The sequence below is a fragment of the Colwellia sp. SU-HH00943 genome, from assembly GCF_057546125.1.
Genome location: NZ_BAAJLW010000004.1, coordinates 235611 through 254227 on the forward strand (window position 1 = coordinate 235611; position 18617 = coordinate 254227).

The following is an 18617-nucleotide window of genomic DNA, read 5'->3' on the forward strand; positions in this document are numbered from 1 at the left end:
TTATAGTTATATTTAAAAAACATAGCTTATATTACAATTCATATGCCAAGATATTTAAATCATATTTTTCAACAAGTTGAGAAACAAAATATATAATAACAACTCAATATTGCACCAAAATAACACATCCAAATAGCAATACGGTTTTATTTGGTGCATACGTTAAACAGAGCAACATATACAAACCATAAAAATAATATAAGTGATTAAAACCACTTAAATTAAATAATTGATCATTCAGGAACTCTTTGACTTATCTGGTAATAAAAATGACATAAGCAAGACTATCGTCAGGTGCAGGGACTTATAGCTGCCTATAAATTTCAGGTATACGTCTCAAACTTATTTGCACAAAATCAAGACATGCTGAATCAAAAGGAAAAACCGAAAAAAGGAGATTTCTAAAAAACCTGTAAGACGATAAGCGCCGAGAGAAAGCAGCGCTTAAGTAATTGACGATTAAAGTCTATGGCAAAAGCTATCGTTCACGTTAATAAAACATACAACAGCTTTTGCTCGACTACTAGCAACTAACCTGCGCCATACAGTTGAAATGCCGCCCAATAATAAGGATGTTGATACTGAGATTGTTCAGTTAATAAATTTAATTGTGCACGGCGTAGAGATTGTCGCTCACTCTGCCCTTGGTCAATATATTCTTGATAAAAGCTATTCATTAATTGATAAGTAGCGTCGTCATCCACACTCCATAAACTCGCTAATACATTACGCGCACCACTATAAAAGAATGGACGAATAAGGCCGATAACTTCGCTACCGCCGGATAGTTTTCCTTGTGCCGACTCGCAAGCAGAAAGCACCACGAGTTGTGTATTATTTAGCTTCAACCAATACAGCTCATGGCTGCGGATTTTTCCATCTTGATTATTGCCAGCACTTAAATCTAAATAAGACATTTGCGGAGCATCTGGCGTGAATACACCATGGCCAGCATAATGTAATAATGAAGGCGAATCTAATTGCTTGAACGCATATTCACTGGCTTGTTCACCAATGAATACTTGAGCATTATCACTGATAGCGGCTAAGTTTTTCACTTCTTTTCTAGCGCCTTCCAGCGCACCTAAACTTCCGTTTGGATCACCAAAAGCAACAACATGACTAATTTTCTTTTTATTTCTTTGATTAAGGGTTAGGTATATTGAGCTACTGGAAACTAAGCTAATATCATACTGCTGTAAAAGAAACTTATCTCCATTAAATAAAGTAGCAAAAGGTAAATAGTTTAACTGTTGATGAGGAATAACAATGATATTTTTGGTCGTCAATTTATTCTCAAGAGGTGCAATTAACTGCTGATATAATCGTTGCGACTCTTGCTTAAGCTGTACTAAGTTTGAATCAGCATCTTGGATATCAGCCACATAATTCATCAGTTGTTGATCAAAATTAGTCGTTAACTCAAGTTCGTGCCAATTAACCGCGTTTTTAGTTAAGGTAAAGGCTAACCAACGACTCACGGTACGCTTACCCGGCTGCTGCTCAACCAGTTGATAATATTCTAGCATCACCTCATCAGTCGTTAACGCCTGTTGAATGTCAGCTACTTTTAATGTTGAGCTTTCAACTAAGTTAATCAAACTTGGGTTTAAATTGCGTAGTTGTTTCACTTTATTATGCCAATCTTTATCGATCGCTTGATATTCTTTAACGCGAGTTAACCCTCGTTGATTGGTATCTTTAGCTGCGGTTTCATCAAGTAAAGCCTTACGACTTTCTAAAGTAAATAGTTCAGCAACCAGTGCTTGCTCTTTGGTTTGGTTTCTTTTTACATTTTTACTTTGTAATAAATCACTTAAAGATTTCGCTTTTGAACGGGCAATAGTTTCAATGGCAAGCGCAGGGTTATTTTGCTTTAAGGCAACAGAAATTAAACCGTCATAAGCTCCTTTTAGCGAATCTAAATATGCCCTTCTATCACCATCATTTCGAAAATCTTGTCGTTGTGCTTCAAAAATGGTTAACGCTTGCTGCCAAAAGCTTTCACTTTCACCATATTGCTGTTGTTTACTCGCCAACATCGCTTTACCAGCAATAATATTAGCGAGCGATGTATTACTTTGACCTACCGTATCAATCGCTTGTTGTTCAGCAATATCAAGGTACTGCTTCGCCTTGGTAAAATTATCGAGTGCTAGCTGAATATAGCCCATTTGCATATTGGCAATAAATCGATAAGAGAATTGATTATTGCTAGCGATCTTTAACGCTTCAGAAACAAACTGCTCAGCTTTATTGATTTGTTGGTTTTTTAAATGCGCTCCGCCAAGTTGTAGCAACATAAAAGCATATCTGTCATGTTGTTCACCCCACTGCAATTTAATCAATTCACTCGCCAAGCTATATTGCTTAACGGCAGGTTTAAATTCATCTAGCTGTAAATGAATTGTGCCTAAATTGCCACGAATCAAAGCCATTTGATCGGAATTTTCATAACCTAAAACACTTAAACGATTGATCAGATCAATATACAAGTTTTTAGCATTATCATACTGACCACTAGTGCTATACCATTCGGCCACTTTTATATCTTGTTCGATAGACAGTGTTGGTTGATAAAGCTGATTGATAAGTTTTTCACTGCGTTGAAAAACTTGCCAAGCTTGCTCAAACTCACCCGTGATTACATAAGAGCTTGCCAAAATAAAATAACTTTTAGGAAGCTGTGCCATTAAAGGCGAAAGGCGCTTTTGCCACTTACCTTCATTGTTCAAAACTTCTTGTACAGTTTGCAAGTTATCGGAAAGTTTTTGACGATAAATAGCCAGCTTATCGATATCTGCGGTTAAGCTATATAAATTTGTTAATCCTTGATAAGGAAGCCAGAGGTAATATTCATTATCTGTTGGCCCTTGCTTAATCGCTTCTAAATATGCCTGCTCAGCTTGCTCAAAATCACCTGCGGCTAAATTGACATTACCCCACAAATTATAAATGGTTAAGACTTTATAAGAGGGTTTAGAAGGCTTTTGTTCTGCCTGAGCCATCAAACCACTCATTAACAATTGCGAAGATTGATAAAAACCCGCCATTAGTGTTTTAGTTGCTGCAGTGAGGACGCCTCGTCCTTTAAGCTTTGTGCGGTTTCTCATCTTACCTATCTGCCAAACAGTATGGTTTTTCGTTGGATGAAAATACACGCTACGAAGATCCCCTAATGGAAAATCCAACCAAATACGCTCAATACTTTCAAACGAGACTCCAGCAAGACTTTTCACTGGTTTACCATCAACAGTAAAGCCAATCTTCGGCATAATAGAGCCTTTGATATCAGGATCACCTAAAAGCTCTGGATATCGTAGTGCTTGTTCAATCTGTAATTTGGTAAAAGCTAATAATGGCGCAAGTTTAAGTTGAAAAACTTCAGAATCGACAAAAGCACGTATTTTCTCTCGTTCAGTGCTAAATTGAGTGTATTCTTGCAAAAAATATTCTTTCCCTTCTGTTAGAAAATATTCAGCAACAAACTGTTCTTTATGAACATCATTTAAAATTGCGACCATTTTTTTCAAGGATTTCACAAATGCAGGTGGCAATTCGGTTATCTGTTGTTGATCTTTAGGTAATAGGCTTTTCAACAGTTTAATAACTTCTAAATGATTACGATCTCCGCGCATTTGTGCTAAGCGATATCTATCACGGTTTCTATCATTTTTAATGCCTTTTAATGCATGTTCGAGGGCCGTTCTCTCATCTATTACCAAGTTGGGATTGCCACCTAAAGCAATGAGCTCTTTGACAGCGGGAAAATTACCTGAGCTAGCAGCAATAGCCAATAAGTAATCGAGTTCTTGTTGAGTAAAGCTTTGTTCGGCAAGCACCGCTAAAGCCTCTTTAGTACGAAATTTTTCAATGCTTCGCTCTAGTTGATCTATTTGGGGAGAGGTTTCCATCGCTATAGCAACCTTCATTGAGCTCAGTAAAGTAAAAAATAGGATGCCAGTAAAAATAGAGAAAAAACTACGTTGCATTATATCCACCTTGATATGATTAACATTCTAAAAATAATAACTAAAACAATAAATTAAATCAATTTACGTAAAGCCTATTCCTTAAATTAAAGGTAGCCTTACGTTAACTGCCAAACGGTAAGATGCGGAAAAGATAACGCAAAGTGGCGACGATTTTCTTTTAATGCTCGCGTTAATTGATGCTGTTCTAATAAGCTAAAACGAGGAGCTAGTTGTGCTGATAAACCATCAAAGCCTGTGACATTTTCACCATTTATTTTAACTCCGCCAAGTTTACTAACACCGTCTTGTTGTTTATCAAACTGGTAAGTAGAAATAACAACCAATAGACCGTTAGGATTAAGGCGCTGATGGACATTTTGTAAAAATAAATGAGGATCATAAGTTTGCTCCAAAACATGTTGTGCAACAATCACATCATACCCTGTAAAAATGCTTTTTAGATTACTGGCATCCCCTTGACTAAAGTGAATATTATCGCTGCTTGGTAAATCAACGTCTTCAAGTTTAACTTCATAAAAATCAACGATATCACCTTCATTCTCAATGGTGTAACGTACTGACTTACCTTGTTGAAGGTTGACTCCATGTTTAATATAAGCCGCTGAAAAATCAACCGCGTCTATCTGGGTAAAATACTGGGCCAAGATAAAACTTGCTCTGCCAACACTACAGCCTAAATCAAGACATTTACGCTTTGAAATATTATATTTATCAGTACAAGCTAATACATGATCAGCAACTTGCTGGCTGTAGTTTTTAGCCACTAATGGCATAGCCGATCTTGCTGCACCATAATGCGCATGTAACTGGCGAGCAATGTCTGCGTTAGTTTCATAATGATTAGCAGGCAAATTTGGAATACTTTGTTGGTGACTTTTGATATACCTAAAACCAGCATGTTGAAAAAAGTGACGCCTAAACGCATAACGAGAAGACTTAATAACCTCATTACCGGTAGAAATCCATGAGCCCCCTTTAATTAAGTTGTGCTTGCCATCAAAGGTGGGGGTAGAAAAATCATCGTATAGTGGATGTACTTCAAAGCCTTGAAAGCCATCGATAGTAGACTCAGTCCATTGCCAAACATTGCCAACAATATCGAAAAAACCATCACCTTGAGCAAATTTATCAACTGGACATGATGAGGCATATACAGCTGAATTAATATTACCCGGTAATTCCTGCCAATCACTTAAATCCCCTGCAACTTGATGCCGTAAAATCAGCCACTCACCTTCAGTAGGTAAGCGAATATTCCCTTGCTGTTCTTGCTCACTTTTCCAATTGCAAAACGCTTTAGCTTCGAGATAATTAACTTCTGCCGGCCAGTTCAATGGTAATAACATTTCATTTAACAAGTTACGTTGATAATAAACTTTATTGCCATCAGCATCTGTTTTTTCATACCAAAAATGAGGCATTTTTGCTTTTGAAAAGGCTAGCCACTGCTGTCCTTCCTCAGTCCAATATTGTTTTTTTTGATAACCTGCCGCTTCGACAAAATTCAAATACTCTTGGTTTGATACTAAATATTGACTTGCCGCAAAGCGCTCTATCTTGATTTCATCAAAGCCGTACTCGTTATCCCAACCAAAAGTAGTGTCACTTTCTGGTTTACCAAAAGTGATTGTTTTTCCCGCGACTTCAATAAACTTATTTTCGGGTGCCTGATCAACTTCATCACAAGCCGTCCAAGATTCAGTAGCCGTTAAATAGGTTAGCGGCAACATTCGCATGATTACCGAAGAGGTCTCTATATGAATACGTTCATGCTCGCAGCCCATTAAAATCAGCCATGCTAATGAATTTTGTTTGATTGGTAGAGTTAAGTCCATGGTCTCAATCAGCGATTCAATTAATGCAGAGACTTTATTTCTATAGTTTCTAACTTCATCAACACTCGGCCAATCATAATGGTCACTGTTAAGATCATCCCAACTCATTTCATCAACACCAACAGCGCAAATAGCTTCTAAGCGACTGTTGATGCGTTGTTCGATGAATTTCCCTAATATTAATTTGTTAATATAAAAAGTCGCTGTATGGCCATAGTAAAAGATCAATGGATGGCGCAGGGGCTCAGGCTTTAAGTAATAAGCTTTATCATCATTAATCAACGAAAATAATGACTCATATTCAGACCATGTTTGCTGAAAGTAGCGTTTTAATTCCTGCCTTTTATCCTTAACGCTTTTACCATTAAGGCTAGGTGGCCTAATTATGTTTTTATTTCTGACATCCATAAATCAATTACTTTCAATGTACGGGTTCTATCTTACGATGACCACTTGATAATTAGCGAGTATTGCTCGTTTTATGTTATCACCTAACTGTCTTGGGCAGTCAAGCCTTGGTAAAGATTTCAAACGATTATATTTATACTGTATTGCATTTAAGCTATCACTGAACCATTCACTTTGCAGAAAAAGCTCTATTGCCCCTGTGTCATGCTCACTGGTATATAAACTTTTTGGTAAAGCAACGGGCTCAAATGCCTTATCTAAGGCCATATTATCTTGCTCATACGCATGCACCATATCAACAATGTTTAACAAACCGTAAATAATATTAATGTAAGGGTTATAATGTATGCTTGATGCACCTAGCCTATGTTCTATGCGAGCCGTTTTTTGCCAATGATGTTGCGAAGACAGTACGTTATTATGCTGATCGTACAACAACGGCTCTTCACCCATTTTTTGATTATGCTTACCCAAAGTTTTATATAAGGCAACACTGCCCTGGTGTCCTCCAGAAATATCTACAGGTGAACATAACTCTTGTGCTAAGCCGTAGCGTGTTTTAAGTGCTAGGCGTTCAAAAGCCGATTCTTCGGGTAAATACAACAAGCTACAGGCTAAACTAGTTTTCAAGAAACATTGTTGTAAATACTCCCCGACTCCCTGTTTTGCAATTAGATTTTCACCCTGTTCATTTAAAACACTAACGTTTAGCTGTACGGCATTAGGAATATGTACTGCGCGCGTATCATGACTAAAAATCTCGCCCGATCCTTGCGCTAACTTACCGTTATCGCCACACCAAATAACCGGTTGAATTAATGCACCTACTACACCTTCTTGGGCATATAACTTAGGAAATAATATCGGAATTCTTTTAATAGCCTCAGCAAGATTAGCAGCTTCTTTCAGGGGTGACTGACCATTAAATAACGATACATATTCCCACTGATTTCGCCAATACTCATTGACAATTTCACCATCAATATTCAACTGCTGTAACTGTTGGTTAATCCGCTTGAAGTTAAGTACATGTTTTTCATGAACTGACTTTTTGTCACTTAATTTATCATCAATTTGAACACAGCCTTCAAGCTCAAAATGCATTTGTGGCTGATAACCTAAACATTGAAGATAATTTTGCAAGAGAGTAATTGCGCATTCAAACAATGGCGTTGACTGAGAAAAAGGTGGGATAGACAGAGGAGTTGTCTTCATGCTTTCACTTTATGATATCATCATGAGTTTTATACATATTAACCGTATCTTTCAACACAGTTCTTACCATGCTCTTTAGCTTGATATAAAGCTTTATCTGCCTGTACATATAGTTCATTAGCATCGGTTACTTCTGCAGAAGTCGTAGCGACGCCAATACTGATGGTGATATCAACTCGTTGCTTTTCACCCGGCTCATAAGCAATACAAAATTCATGATTGTGAACATTTCTAACTAACCGACGAGCAATTTGCATACATTGCACTGAATCAATCCGAGGCAACACGCATAAGAACTCTTCACCACCTACTCGGCCCATAACATCCTCAACACGGAGGGTATCTTGCCCTATTTTAGCGATTTCACGAATAACGTGATCTCCAAATGGATGACCATACGTATCATTAATTTCTTTAAAGTTATCAATATCAATCACCATAATAGACACTTGGCTTTTATCGACATCAACAGAGTTAACAAGTTTTTTAAAAAAATTAAAAATATAACGGCGATTATAAAGCTCTGATAAGGGATCGCGAATAGATAAAGCTAATAGTTTTTTATTTTGCTGACGTTGATAATAGACAAACACTAGCACCATAAAAGTTAACAACACTGTAAAAACTATCACATAACTTTGAAGGCTATTTTCTTGCTGTTGCTGTTCAAATTGCAATGTTTGTACTTTTGAACGTTGTTGCAATAACGCTATCTCTGCATTTTGTTTATCTTGCTCTAATACAGCTCGAACACGAAGTAATCTATTAGAAGAATTTTTTTGAATTAATGCCACTTCTGTTTGATTAAACTCTTTCAACAATTGAAAAGCTTGGCTCATTTTGCCACTTGCATACAATAAATCTGCACGAATTTTCATGACTTCAATTTGCCAGCGCGTGCCAACTAACTCGGGAATACCTGAAAAAATATTATCCGCATGATCTAAGGCAACACCTGCCTCAACCAACTGATTTAATTTAATTAAACAGTCAGCCTTACGCTTATATAATTCTGCTTTATAATCAATCAAACTATCTAAGGCCAAAGCTTTTTCAATTGATATTAACGCTTTAACACATTGCCCTTGTCCCGCTTGACTCATGGCAATGCCATAAGCTCCATAAAACTTACCATCAATATTTTCAGGACTAAATTCTATTGCTTTGATATATCGCTGATAATACTCAATAGCAAGATCATACTTTTTCCAATAGCGGTACGTGGCAGATAAGCCACTTAACGCTTCAGCAATATCTGATGGATAACCTAACTGCTCATAACCTTTTAAGGCTTTTTGATAATATTCAATAGACTTTTCATAATCATGCATATAACCATATATGGCGCCATAAACTTCATTAATTTTGGCAATCATATAATCATCAGATAAAGCAAAAGCTTCAACATAGGCTTGTTGCAATTCAACCAAAGATAACTCATAAAGCTCAATTAAGCTTTGAGTATAGGCAAGCTCTTGTTTTGCTTGCACAACAAGCAGAGTAAAGTTGTGCCTTTCGGCAATATTTTTTGCTGTTGTAAGTAGTTGTTGTGCTTGTTTGTATTCACCATTACGTTGGCTAACCATCCCCGCAAAAATGGAAAAATGGCTCACCAATTGAGCTGAAGTCTTTTGATCAATAAATTGCTGCGCTGTTTCAACAGAGTGTTGAAAGTCTTTAAGGAGAAAGAGTAGGTTTTCCGCTTGGGCTTTACGTAGTAACCACCAAAGCTTATATTCAATAGACATGTTGTCTATTTCTTTTGCTTGCAGAGAAAGCTGCTGGTAGGTTTGCCACGGTTGTTGATTTAAAGCATGGCTCATGTTTTTAAGCGCGGTAAAGTCATTCAGTGTTTGAGCACTAACAACAGAATTTGCGCTAATAATAGTAAATAAAAGTATCGCCCTAAAAGCAAACAACAAAGCTAATCTTCCCTAAAACAATGCCAACTTTAACTACATGAAGAGATTATTCTAGCATAGATAAATAGTTTTACGATGCTAAGTGTAAGTTTTTTGTCCAGCGAAGCGACTAATTTTTAAATAGTTTATTAAAGCCCTTTATGGAGAAACCGTTAAGCAATTTATCTCCAATTTTCAATACTGGCACAGCTCTCATTCCTGTGGCAGCAAACTCTTTGCTTCCTTTTGGTGTCTGCACATTACATAAACGATATGGAATATTATGCTGTTCTAAATACTGTTTTGCAGTTTGGCAATGAGTGCATTTATTCATACTGTACAGTACAACACGTTTCATAATATTCCTTATTTCAGTGTTTTATCACAGGAAATGTGTAGCAATGAAAGTACTGCTACACAAAACACTTAACTAATACTTTGCTGGTTGAGTTTTTGCCGGCAAAGTATTAGTGATAAAGTCTCTAATATCTTGATTAGATTGTTTTAAGTCTTCACGACGTAAATACATCATGTGCCCTGAACGATAACCTTTAAATGATAAACGTTCACGCATTTGTCCACTAGGATCAAGCTGCCACATAGTATATTTGGCATCAAAATAATTGGTCGCGCCATCATAATAGCCAGCCTGAATCATCACATTCAAATATGGGTTTTGTGCCATCGCCAAACGTAAATTTTCGCCTGTTTCGTTATTACTTCTATCCCAAGGATGAACGTTACCAAACATATTGTATTTTATGTCCGTTTTATAGGATAACTCTTCTCGTAAATAGTAATTTATTGCTGGAGTAAAGCTGTGCAACCAAGAGGTTAATTCAGCCCAATAATCAGGTTTAGAGCCAGCAACTTTTTTATCAATCCCTAAATAACGAGAATCTAAACGACCAATGGTTTGTTTACGTGATCTTAATAACTCTTTCCAGAAAAAGTTATTATTGATATCAAGGTTATTTGCTAATACAGCCTCAACAGACAAACCTGAATATTTAGCGACTTGTTTTGCCACCGCCTGCTTTTCTTCATCACTAATAAAACCGCCTTTAGCTAAAGCAGGTATGTAGGTACTGATGGTAAACGCTTCAATTTCAGGTAAGATTTCAGCTAAATCTTGCTGCTGTAAATCACTAGATAAGGCTTTATGATACCAAGCTGCAGCAGCAAAATAAGGTAAACGGTTAGCCGCTTTTACGGGGCCATCTCGCTTGATACCAATATCTGTTGGTGACACTAAGATCACACCATTAATATACATCCATTGTCTTTGCTGTAAGGCTAAAGCTAAGCCTGAAACTCGCGTGGTACCGTAGCTTTCTCCAATTAAATATTTAGGAGAACGCCAGCGATTATTTCTCGACACAAAAGTGGTGATCCAATCAGCTAAATAACTTACATCAGCATTAACCCCAAAGAACATTTTTTTCTGCTGTTCTTTGCTTGGCATCTCACCATTTTTGTCAGGTAAAACGCGAGAATAACCGGTATTTACAGGGTTGACAAAAACAATGTCTGCTTTGTCTAATATTGAATAAGGATTGGTTTTTACACCGTACGGTTGTAGCGGATAACCTTCATCATCTACATTCAATACACGAGGACCTGTATACGCCACATGCATCCAAACCGAAGCTGAACCAGGGCCGCCATTAAATGATATCAATAATGGTCGCTCAGCCTGATTATCAATATCGGTACGTTGATAATAAGTATAAAATAAGCTCGCGGTCGCATTGCCTTCCTTATCCCAAACAGGTTGTGTACCGGTCGTTGCCGTGTACTTAACTTTTTCACCGTTAATCTTTGTAGTGTGTTTTGTGGTATTTTTTTCATCAACCACAAGTTTTCGTTCGTTTTCTGCTTGTACAACACCCGATAATAAAACAGTCGCGGTAAGCAGCGTAAAGCAAATTTTCTTAACAATATTCATTTGTTAGCCCTAAAATATTTTGATCCTTGTTAAACCTAGCACGAGTTTCATCATTAATCAGAAAATTTAGACTAAGCTACTGAATAACTCGATGAATTACCTGTGATAATAATACTAAGTGCTAATTTTCAACTAAGTGTTAATAGCTGTAAATTTAAGACACTTTAAAGGTGCCAATTGCATCATCTAACTTAGCAGCAAATTCTGCTACTTGATTGCTATAAGTTAATGTTGAAGACGATTTAGTACTACTTTCTTGACTTAAATTAACCACTTCCTGAATACTGTTATTCATGTCATTACTTAAACTATTTTGTTGCATAGCCGACTGTGAAATATCACTACTCATTTCATGCATTTCTTCAATAGCACGTGTAATCAGTAATAACGTCTGTAGAAGTTGGTTAGTATGACTTTGACAGTTATTCGCTTCGTTTTTACCTTCTGTGATATCTAATACCGCTTTTTCAGTTTGACGTTGCAATGATTCAATCATGGTCTGGATTTCGGTAGCTGATTCTTGGGTTCTACTTGCCAGCAAACGTACTTCATCTGCAACAACAGCAAAACCTCGACCCGTTTCACCGGCTCGCGCAGCTTCTATCGCAGCATTAAGTGCTAATAAATTAGTTTGCTCTGAAATTCCACGAATTGTTTCTAATATGCCACTTATATTTGTCGACTCTTGCTGTAATACATTCATTACCTCTGAAGTACTATCTAACATGGCAGCTAAATTTTGCATACGCTCATTAGTAATATTTGCCGTATCTTCAAGCTCACCACTTTGACTTAAGGCACTCGACATTTTTTGTTCAGCATTATTAGCTTTTTCTAAGATATGATCAGCGCTTTCACCAAGCTCACTCGTTTTAACCGTCACCTGTTCAATTGTTTGCTTTTGTGTTGCGAGTGAATCAGTCACTTGGGCAATTTTTTCACTCGACTGTTCAGCGGCATAATTGAGTAAACCAGTGTTTTCTGAAATATTACCAATAAGATCTCTCAAATCAGCAACAACTAAATTAACATTTTTAGACAGTTCACCATATTCATCTTCAGAGCGAACTTCTAACTGACGAGACAAGTCACCTTTGGCAATTTGTGATAACACTTTATTGATGCCTTGTAATGGGCCTATCATTGCACGAATGGTTGTCATTGCAATCAACACACCGGCAGCAAATAACATCACAAATATCACTAAAGTTTCTAAGTTACCTTGTTTTACATTGTCAAAAACGTCAACCTGTAATCTTGATAGATTTTGATCTACCGCTTGTAGAAAAATGTCTACTGCCGCTATTGAAGCATTAATATGCTGCTCAGAGCTTTCAAAGGCCTCATTAAGTGAATTTCTTTGTCGTAGCTGAGATATTTTGAGTAAAAATAAATTGTTGTCGCCGCGCAACATTCTTTTTGCTTTATCAAACTCTTCAATAAATTGTTCGATCAAGCCATCAGTGTTATATTCTTTACCTAAGTTAATCAAAAAAGCAGAATACTGCTCAACATTGCTTATCGCAAACTCAATGGTTTGCTGTGATTCTTCAACTTCAGCAATAGAATTAATGGATAAAATAGTTTTAGTCGCATCTGTTAAATTAAAAATAAAACCTTCAACTTGGCTTGCTGAGCCAACAATGCGATCAATTTGGGCTTGATTATCTGGATCTTCCAAATAAGTTAAATCACCTAGAAAAGCGCCAGCTTCATACAAAGTATCATCCAGTTTTTTTTGCTGCTCAATGAAGGCTTTCGTTTCAGTGATTTCTGCTGTGCGATACTTGAACATATCATTCACAGATTCAGTGTATTGTTGATAGGCTTTATCAAAAGCATTTAAATTTTTAATATTAGGAAAAACATATAACATCTTTTCAATCAGTTTTTTTTGTTCAGCCAACAACTTTCCCTGACTAGTGTAAACAGACTTTAACTGTTCAATATCCGCAAGGGTTGTAGAAGTCTTAATAAAAGAAGAGGATTTTGCTTGCTTTAATAGCTGTATTTGCACGGAGTTAGCATGTTTTTGAATGGGCAAAGCAAAATCGTCCACCTTAGCCGTAGCCTCTTCAATGTCTTTTAAAATTCCTACAGAGCTAATACTAGAAAACAGTAATAATAATAGTATTATCGCAAAGCCGATAACTACCTTGTGAGTTACTTTTAACGCTTTAAATTTGAATTGCATATATATACTTAAAAGGTTTATGAATAAGGAATATTCGGTCAGCCGTTGATTTTAATAAAAAGTTTATCGACGAATCAAGGCGGTATAAAATTAAATATGGCTAACAATTTAACTTTACGCAAACTAGTATATAAAAGATAAAAAAACCGCGACATTAATATGCGCGGTTTTTAATTGCTTTGCTTGGTAATAAGTTAGTGTTAACTCATTACGGGCATATTAGTTATGCCAATTGCTTTCTATCAGTAAAGAAGCTAGCTAAGTAGGCTATTAAACCAACTAAGAAGAATACACCTGCAATTTCACGTAACCAGTAGAAAATAGCAAGCTTATCTTGTGTAGCCATAAAGCCAAGCGCTTCACCTGATTCAGGGATACGTTGTAGCCATACTTGTAAGATACCTGCACCCGTTAAGAATAAAGTAATGAATACCATAGACACTGTCATTAACCAGAAGCCCCACATTTCCATCACTTGTGCTTTATTAGAGTTTGCTTCTCCAATGCCACGGATCTTAGGCATAGCATAAGAAATAATCGTCATCACTATCATGGCATATGCGCCGTAAAAAGCCATGTGACCATGTGCTGCGGTAATTTGTGAACCGTGCGTGTAGTAATTTACAAAAGATAACGTATGTAAGAAACCCCAAACACCTGCACCTAAGAATGACATAACTGCTGTGCCTAAAGCCCATAATGTTGCAGCCTTGTTAGGGTGTTCACGACGACGACGATTAACCATATTAAAGGCGTATAACACCATAGCAAAGAATGGAAGCGGCTCTAGTGCTGAGAAAATTGAACCAACCCACTGCCAGTATTCAGGTGTCATTAACCAATAGAAGTGATGACCTGTACCTAAAATACCTGTGATTAATGCCATAGCAATAATTACATATAACCACTTTTCAATAACTTCACGGTCAACACCCGTTACCTTAATTAATACATAAGCTAGAATTGCACCCATGATTAATTCCCATACACCTTCTACCCATAAATGAACAACGAACCACCAGAAATATTTATCTAGCGCTAAGTTAGTTGGGTTATAAAAAGCGAATAAGAAAAATACGGCTAAGCCGATAAGACCTGTTAACAGCACCATATTGATGGCAGTTTTACGACCTTTCAGAATTGTCATTCCTAAGTTAAATAAGAAACCTAAGGCCACGACAACAATGCCTATTTTAATTATGGTAGGTTGTTCAAGGAATTCTCGTCCCATTGTTGGCCATAACTCATTCATTGTGAAATGCGCTAGGGTTGAATAAGGAACCAATAAGTAACCTAAAATGGTTGCAACACCGGCGGCAGCAAATATCCAAAATAATGCTATTGCCAGTTTAGGGCTATAAAGCTCAGTTTCTGCTTCTTCGGGCACTAAATAATAGGCTGCCCCCATAAAACCAAATAATAACCAAACTATCAGTAAGTTAGTATGTACCATGCGGGCAACGTTAAACGGTATTAAACCGCCAACAATATCACCAACAACGTATTGTAGCCCCATTAATAAACCAAAAAGTATTTGGCCTACAAACAAGATCAGCGCAAAAACAAAATAAGGTTTTGCTACTGCTTGTGATTGATATTTTAAAGTATTCACAGCTTTATCCTTCTATGTTCGGTGGCCAGTTATTATCATCAAGCTCAGATGTCCACTTTAAGAACTCAGCAAGATCATCGATTTCTTGATCTGTTAAGTTAAAGTTAGGCATTTGACGACGACCAGGAATGTTTAATGGTTGAGCTTTCATCCAGCCACTGAAAAAAGCCTTAAACCCAGCTGCACCGCCTCGACGGTCATATACGTTTGCTAGTTCTGGAGCGAAGTAGGCGCCTTCACCAATCAAGGTATGACAGCCAATACAGTTATTTACTTCCCAAAGCTCTTTGCCCCGCTCTACTGCTTCGGTAATATTATGTCGATGATCCCGTTTAGGCATCTCTTTAGTTGTGTGAAAAGTCAAAGCTAAGAATATTAAAAAGAAGAACACTGCTCCCCCATAATAAATATTCCTTGCCATGCCTTTTGTAAAGCTCTCTGACATGGTGTTTTCCCTTAATGAATTTTATAAATTCATACGTTAGTTACATTTACAATATTAAGTGTTTGCATTAGCCACATGTGTTAGTTAGCTCTGAAATAATAGCCTAGGTAACAACGTCGGGAGCTTGATAGAAATCAAGTTTTCAAAGAGTTGTAAAAAAATGTATCGAAAAGTTAAATATTGTTGCGCCACATCAATAAAAGGTAATTTAAATAGCACTGAAGTGGGTTATTTAAAATCAATAACCCTATATAAATTAAGGATATAGAGAAGAGAAAGAAAGGTATTTATAAGGGCTATTTCGTTTTTTCAACGACGGTTATAACACCTTTCATACGAGGATGTGGCCCACATTCATAAGGGAAAACCCCTAGCTCTGTAAAGCGACGTTGATAGCTTTCATCTGGAAAAAAATAGTCAGGCTCTTCTTTTTGAAATTGTTTGAACCAAACATTATGGTACTGCCGTTTTTCTACATTCTTCCATACAACTGTATCCCCTTGCTCAATAGTTACTTCTGCTGGGATATATTGCATCTTAAATATTTCAACCACCACTTCTTTAGAAAACGCATCACTGGCAAAAATACATAGTAAAAAAATTAACACTAAACGCATAGTTATCACCTTCTTAAACCAATTGAATTAATAAATCTTACTTTCAGGGGTTCTTTACTTTTCCTGTTTAGGTGTATAGAGACGAGCTGGCCTATCAACTTCTATAGCATCGCTTCCATCAACCCATTTCAACAAACCACCTTCAGGGTTATTTTTTTGTGTGGCATTGCAAGCAGACACACATTGTACGCATTGCGTACACGTGAACTTAGCCCGCTTCATATTACGCGTAGGTAAACGCATAGGGCAAGCTTGATCACAGGGTTTATGTTGATGATAAGACTCACAGGCTCGGCATGCTTTTGCACGTGCCCTATCAAACTTTATCACCATGGCTTTCTTATTAGCCATCCAAATTAAACTTTGAAATAAGCCTAACGCACAGCCATATTTACAAAATACATGACGTGCAAAAATAAAATCAACAGTAAACACCAACGTCGCTACATAAATAAACAGACTCGCTCCAAAGCCTAAATTAAATGTAACCAAGTCATTAAGTAACTTAGTTGGCTCAAGCAAGTAACTGAGTAAACCGACTGCCCAAACAAATGCCATTGTCACAGCGGCCATAAAAACAATAACTTTAGGCAACCAACCTTTGCTGTGTTTACTTGCCTTTTCCCAAATCGTCACGCGATTAAGCTGTCTGAGCATTAAGGCGTTAATAAGTTCTACCACTGAAAAATGGGGGCATAACCAGCCACAGTATATTCGACCATATTTCCAAATGAGTAGCCCTGTTATAACAACAAAAGCTACCCCTGGTAGTAATACCCGAGAAAATATTTTAATGGCAGCATCAAGACTATCACCATCACCGTAGAGGATTGAATCAATATTAATTGTCCATGCTTGACCAAAAATAATGAAGTGACCTAACGCCAAATCGAAGCGAAAAATATCTAACAAAGGCGCAAACAAAAACAAAGCAAAGAAAGCAACTTTTGCCATTATTCTTGATTGTTGAAGTGTCATATTCATCTATATTAGTTTACAGAATATAGCGTTTGGATCTTTAATCTAGATCAGTCTTTACCTGATCAGTAGCGCTTTCGGCGCAGTGTTAACACACTAAAAGGGGTGACCCACCATTAGCCAACTAACAACACCCTCGTTAGACTTTGTGACATCAAACCGCACCACTACCCCAGCCGTTAATGCACGTAATGAAACACCGACATCAGTTTTCCAATCGCTTAACAAAGTACTCGCTTTAAAGGTTGGCGCCACTCTTCCCCCTTCAACATAAAAGACGGTTTGAAACCAATCTAAATTTAGAAACCTTAACCATTTAACATTGGCAATAGGGTTATAATCAAGCGTCATGCGATATTCTGCAGTGGCATAAATTGCCGCTTTATCGTGAAAACGATTCTGTCTGAAACCACGAAGTCGATACATTCCCCCTAACGTTGCCCCCTCTAAAAAAGGCGCATTATCGGTTACTTGGCTATTACCTTGCTCATCTTGGATCACTGTCCAGCTCGGTGAATACCCTCCCCACATATTTAGGGCTAATATATTTTGTTTCGCGAAGGATGTTTTACCAAAAGAAAAGTACTTACTCGCTTCCAACTCTAAAAAAGTCCAATTTTGATTCGACTCTAGCCATTTAGGGTTATAAGTAAAAGCAATATATTGTGAGCTTCCTTGGCTAGGATTGGTTGGGAAGTCGGTATTATTATAATAGAAGCCTAATTCTAACGCATGCACGGCACCAGAAAGCACCTCTTGGGAATCACCATTATAACCACGATACTCCTGATAACGATTAAACTGTCGAGCTACTAAAATACTAGTTCCTGTTTTTAATGGGTTCCAACTAGGCACTTCGGGGTTATTAACCAGTAAACCACCCGATAATTGATAACGAGCCATACTTTGATCTTTTGCAGCTCCCCAAGGCAAAACATACTCTAAACTAAGGTCCCACCAATTACTGGTCCCTTCACTTTCAATAAAGTCATCATAGTGTGAATCATTATCTCCTGGTCTAGCTTGATTTGGCGGTGTTACCTCATCAGGTAAAGGTGAATAGGCCCTCAGTAATGGGAACTCCCCTACCATACCTGTCATACTAATAAAGAAGCGTTTACTATCAAAGGCTCGGTAATTCCAAATACCCAGGGCAGCACCTTTTGTTTCTCCACCACCGTAGACGGTGCCACCTGCAGATAATTGTTTTTGGTGTAAGCCTGTTACCATACCACCAACACCAAAAACCAAACCAAGATCATCAGTACTAAAAGCATAAGGAAGCACCAGTGTTTCCCTGATTTTAGTGTTTTCACTGCGTTCAACACTTAATTTAACAGTTGCGGGTGGCTTAGCATGAGTAAAAAAAACGCATAGCAAAAGCGGCAAAAAAAAGTAAGATTTTTTTGTTTCACCGCGACCGTTTGAACATGAAGATAAAAACATAAAACTAATATTAACTAATGGTA

At 37.3% G+C, this 18617-nt stretch carries 12 protein-coding genes; all 12 read right to left on the reverse strand.

All coding sequences use genetic code 11. The features are described 5' to 3' along the window. Nucleotides 1–530: 530 nt before the first annotated feature. Complete coding sequence (locus AC27GZ_RS12690) at nt 531–3992, reverse strand: CHAT domain-containing protein (RefSeq protein WP_487095561.1); 3462 nt, start codon at nt 3990–3992, stop codon at nt 531–533. A 98-nt stretch (nt 3993–4090) separates the two neighbouring features. Then, the gene (gene ovoA, locus AC27GZ_RS12695) at nt 4091–6238 is read right to left on the reverse strand and encodes a 5-histidylcysteine sulfoxide synthase (protein ID WP_487095562.1); all 2148 of its coding nucleotides are present in this window, start codon (nt 6236–6238) and stop codon (nt 4091–4093) included. A gap of 27 nt (nt 6239–6265) precedes the next feature. Further along, complete coding sequence (locus tag AC27GZ_RS12700; RefSeq protein ID WP_487095563.1) at nt 6266–7453, reverse strand: hypothetical protein; 1188 nt, start codon at nt 7451–7453, stop codon at nt 6266–6268. 38 nt (nt 7454–7491) lie between these two features. Further along, on the reverse strand, nt 7492–9375 hold the full coding sequence (locus AC27GZ_RS12705) for a tetratricopeptide repeat-containing diguanylate cyclase (protein ID WP_487095565.1): 1884 nt from the start codon (nt 9373–9375) through the stop codon (nt 7492–7494). A 109-nt stretch (nt 9376–9484) separates the two neighbouring features. Then, nucleotides 9485–9712 (reverse strand): glutaredoxin family protein, encoded by a 228-nt coding sequence (locus AC27GZ_RS12710; protein ID WP_487095566.1) that lies wholly within the window; start codon nt 9710–9712, stop codon nt 9485–9487. A gap of 72 nt (nt 9713–9784) precedes the next feature. Next, the gene (locus tag AC27GZ_RS12715; protein WP_487095567.1) at nt 9785–11302 is read right to left on the reverse strand and encodes a S10 family peptidase; all 1518 of its coding nucleotides are present in this window, start codon (nt 11300–11302) and stop codon (nt 9785–9787) included. Between the two features lie 154 nt (nt 11303–11456). After that, nucleotides 11457–13496, reverse strand: a complete 2040-nt coding sequence (locus tag AC27GZ_RS12720; protein WP_487095568.1) for a methyl-accepting chemotaxis protein — start codon at nt 13494–13496, stop codon at nt 11457–11459. 223 nt (nt 13497–13719) lie between these two features. Further along, nucleotides 13720–15108, reverse strand: a complete 1389-nt coding sequence (locus AC27GZ_RS12725; RefSeq protein ID WP_487095569.1) for a cbb3-type cytochrome c oxidase subunit I — start codon at nt 15106–15108, stop codon at nt 13720–13722. Nucleotides 15109–15112: 4 nt separating this feature from the next. Beyond that, nucleotides 15113–15553 (reverse strand): c-type cytochrome, encoded by a 441-nt coding sequence (locus tag AC27GZ_RS12730; RefSeq protein WP_487095571.1) that lies wholly within the window; start codon nt 15551–15553, stop codon nt 15113–15115. A 296-nt stretch (nt 15554–15849) separates the two neighbouring features. After that, complete coding sequence (locus tag AC27GZ_RS12735; protein WP_487095572.1) at nt 15850–16170, reverse strand: cupredoxin domain-containing protein; 321 nt, start codon at nt 16168–16170, stop codon at nt 15850–15852. 54 nt (nt 16171–16224) lie between these two features. Next, a complete protein-coding gene (locus AC27GZ_RS12740; RefSeq protein WP_487095573.1) occupies nt 16225–17148 on the reverse strand; it encodes a 4Fe-4S binding protein in 924 nt (307 codons plus the stop codon). Nucleotides 17149–17244: 96 nt separating this feature from the next. After that, the gene (locus AC27GZ_RS12745; RefSeq protein ID WP_487095574.1) at nt 17245–18594 is read right to left on the reverse strand and encodes a BamA/TamA family outer membrane protein; all 1350 of its coding nucleotides are present in this window, start codon (nt 18592–18594) and stop codon (nt 17245–17247) included. Nucleotides 18595–18617: the final 23 nt, after the last annotated feature.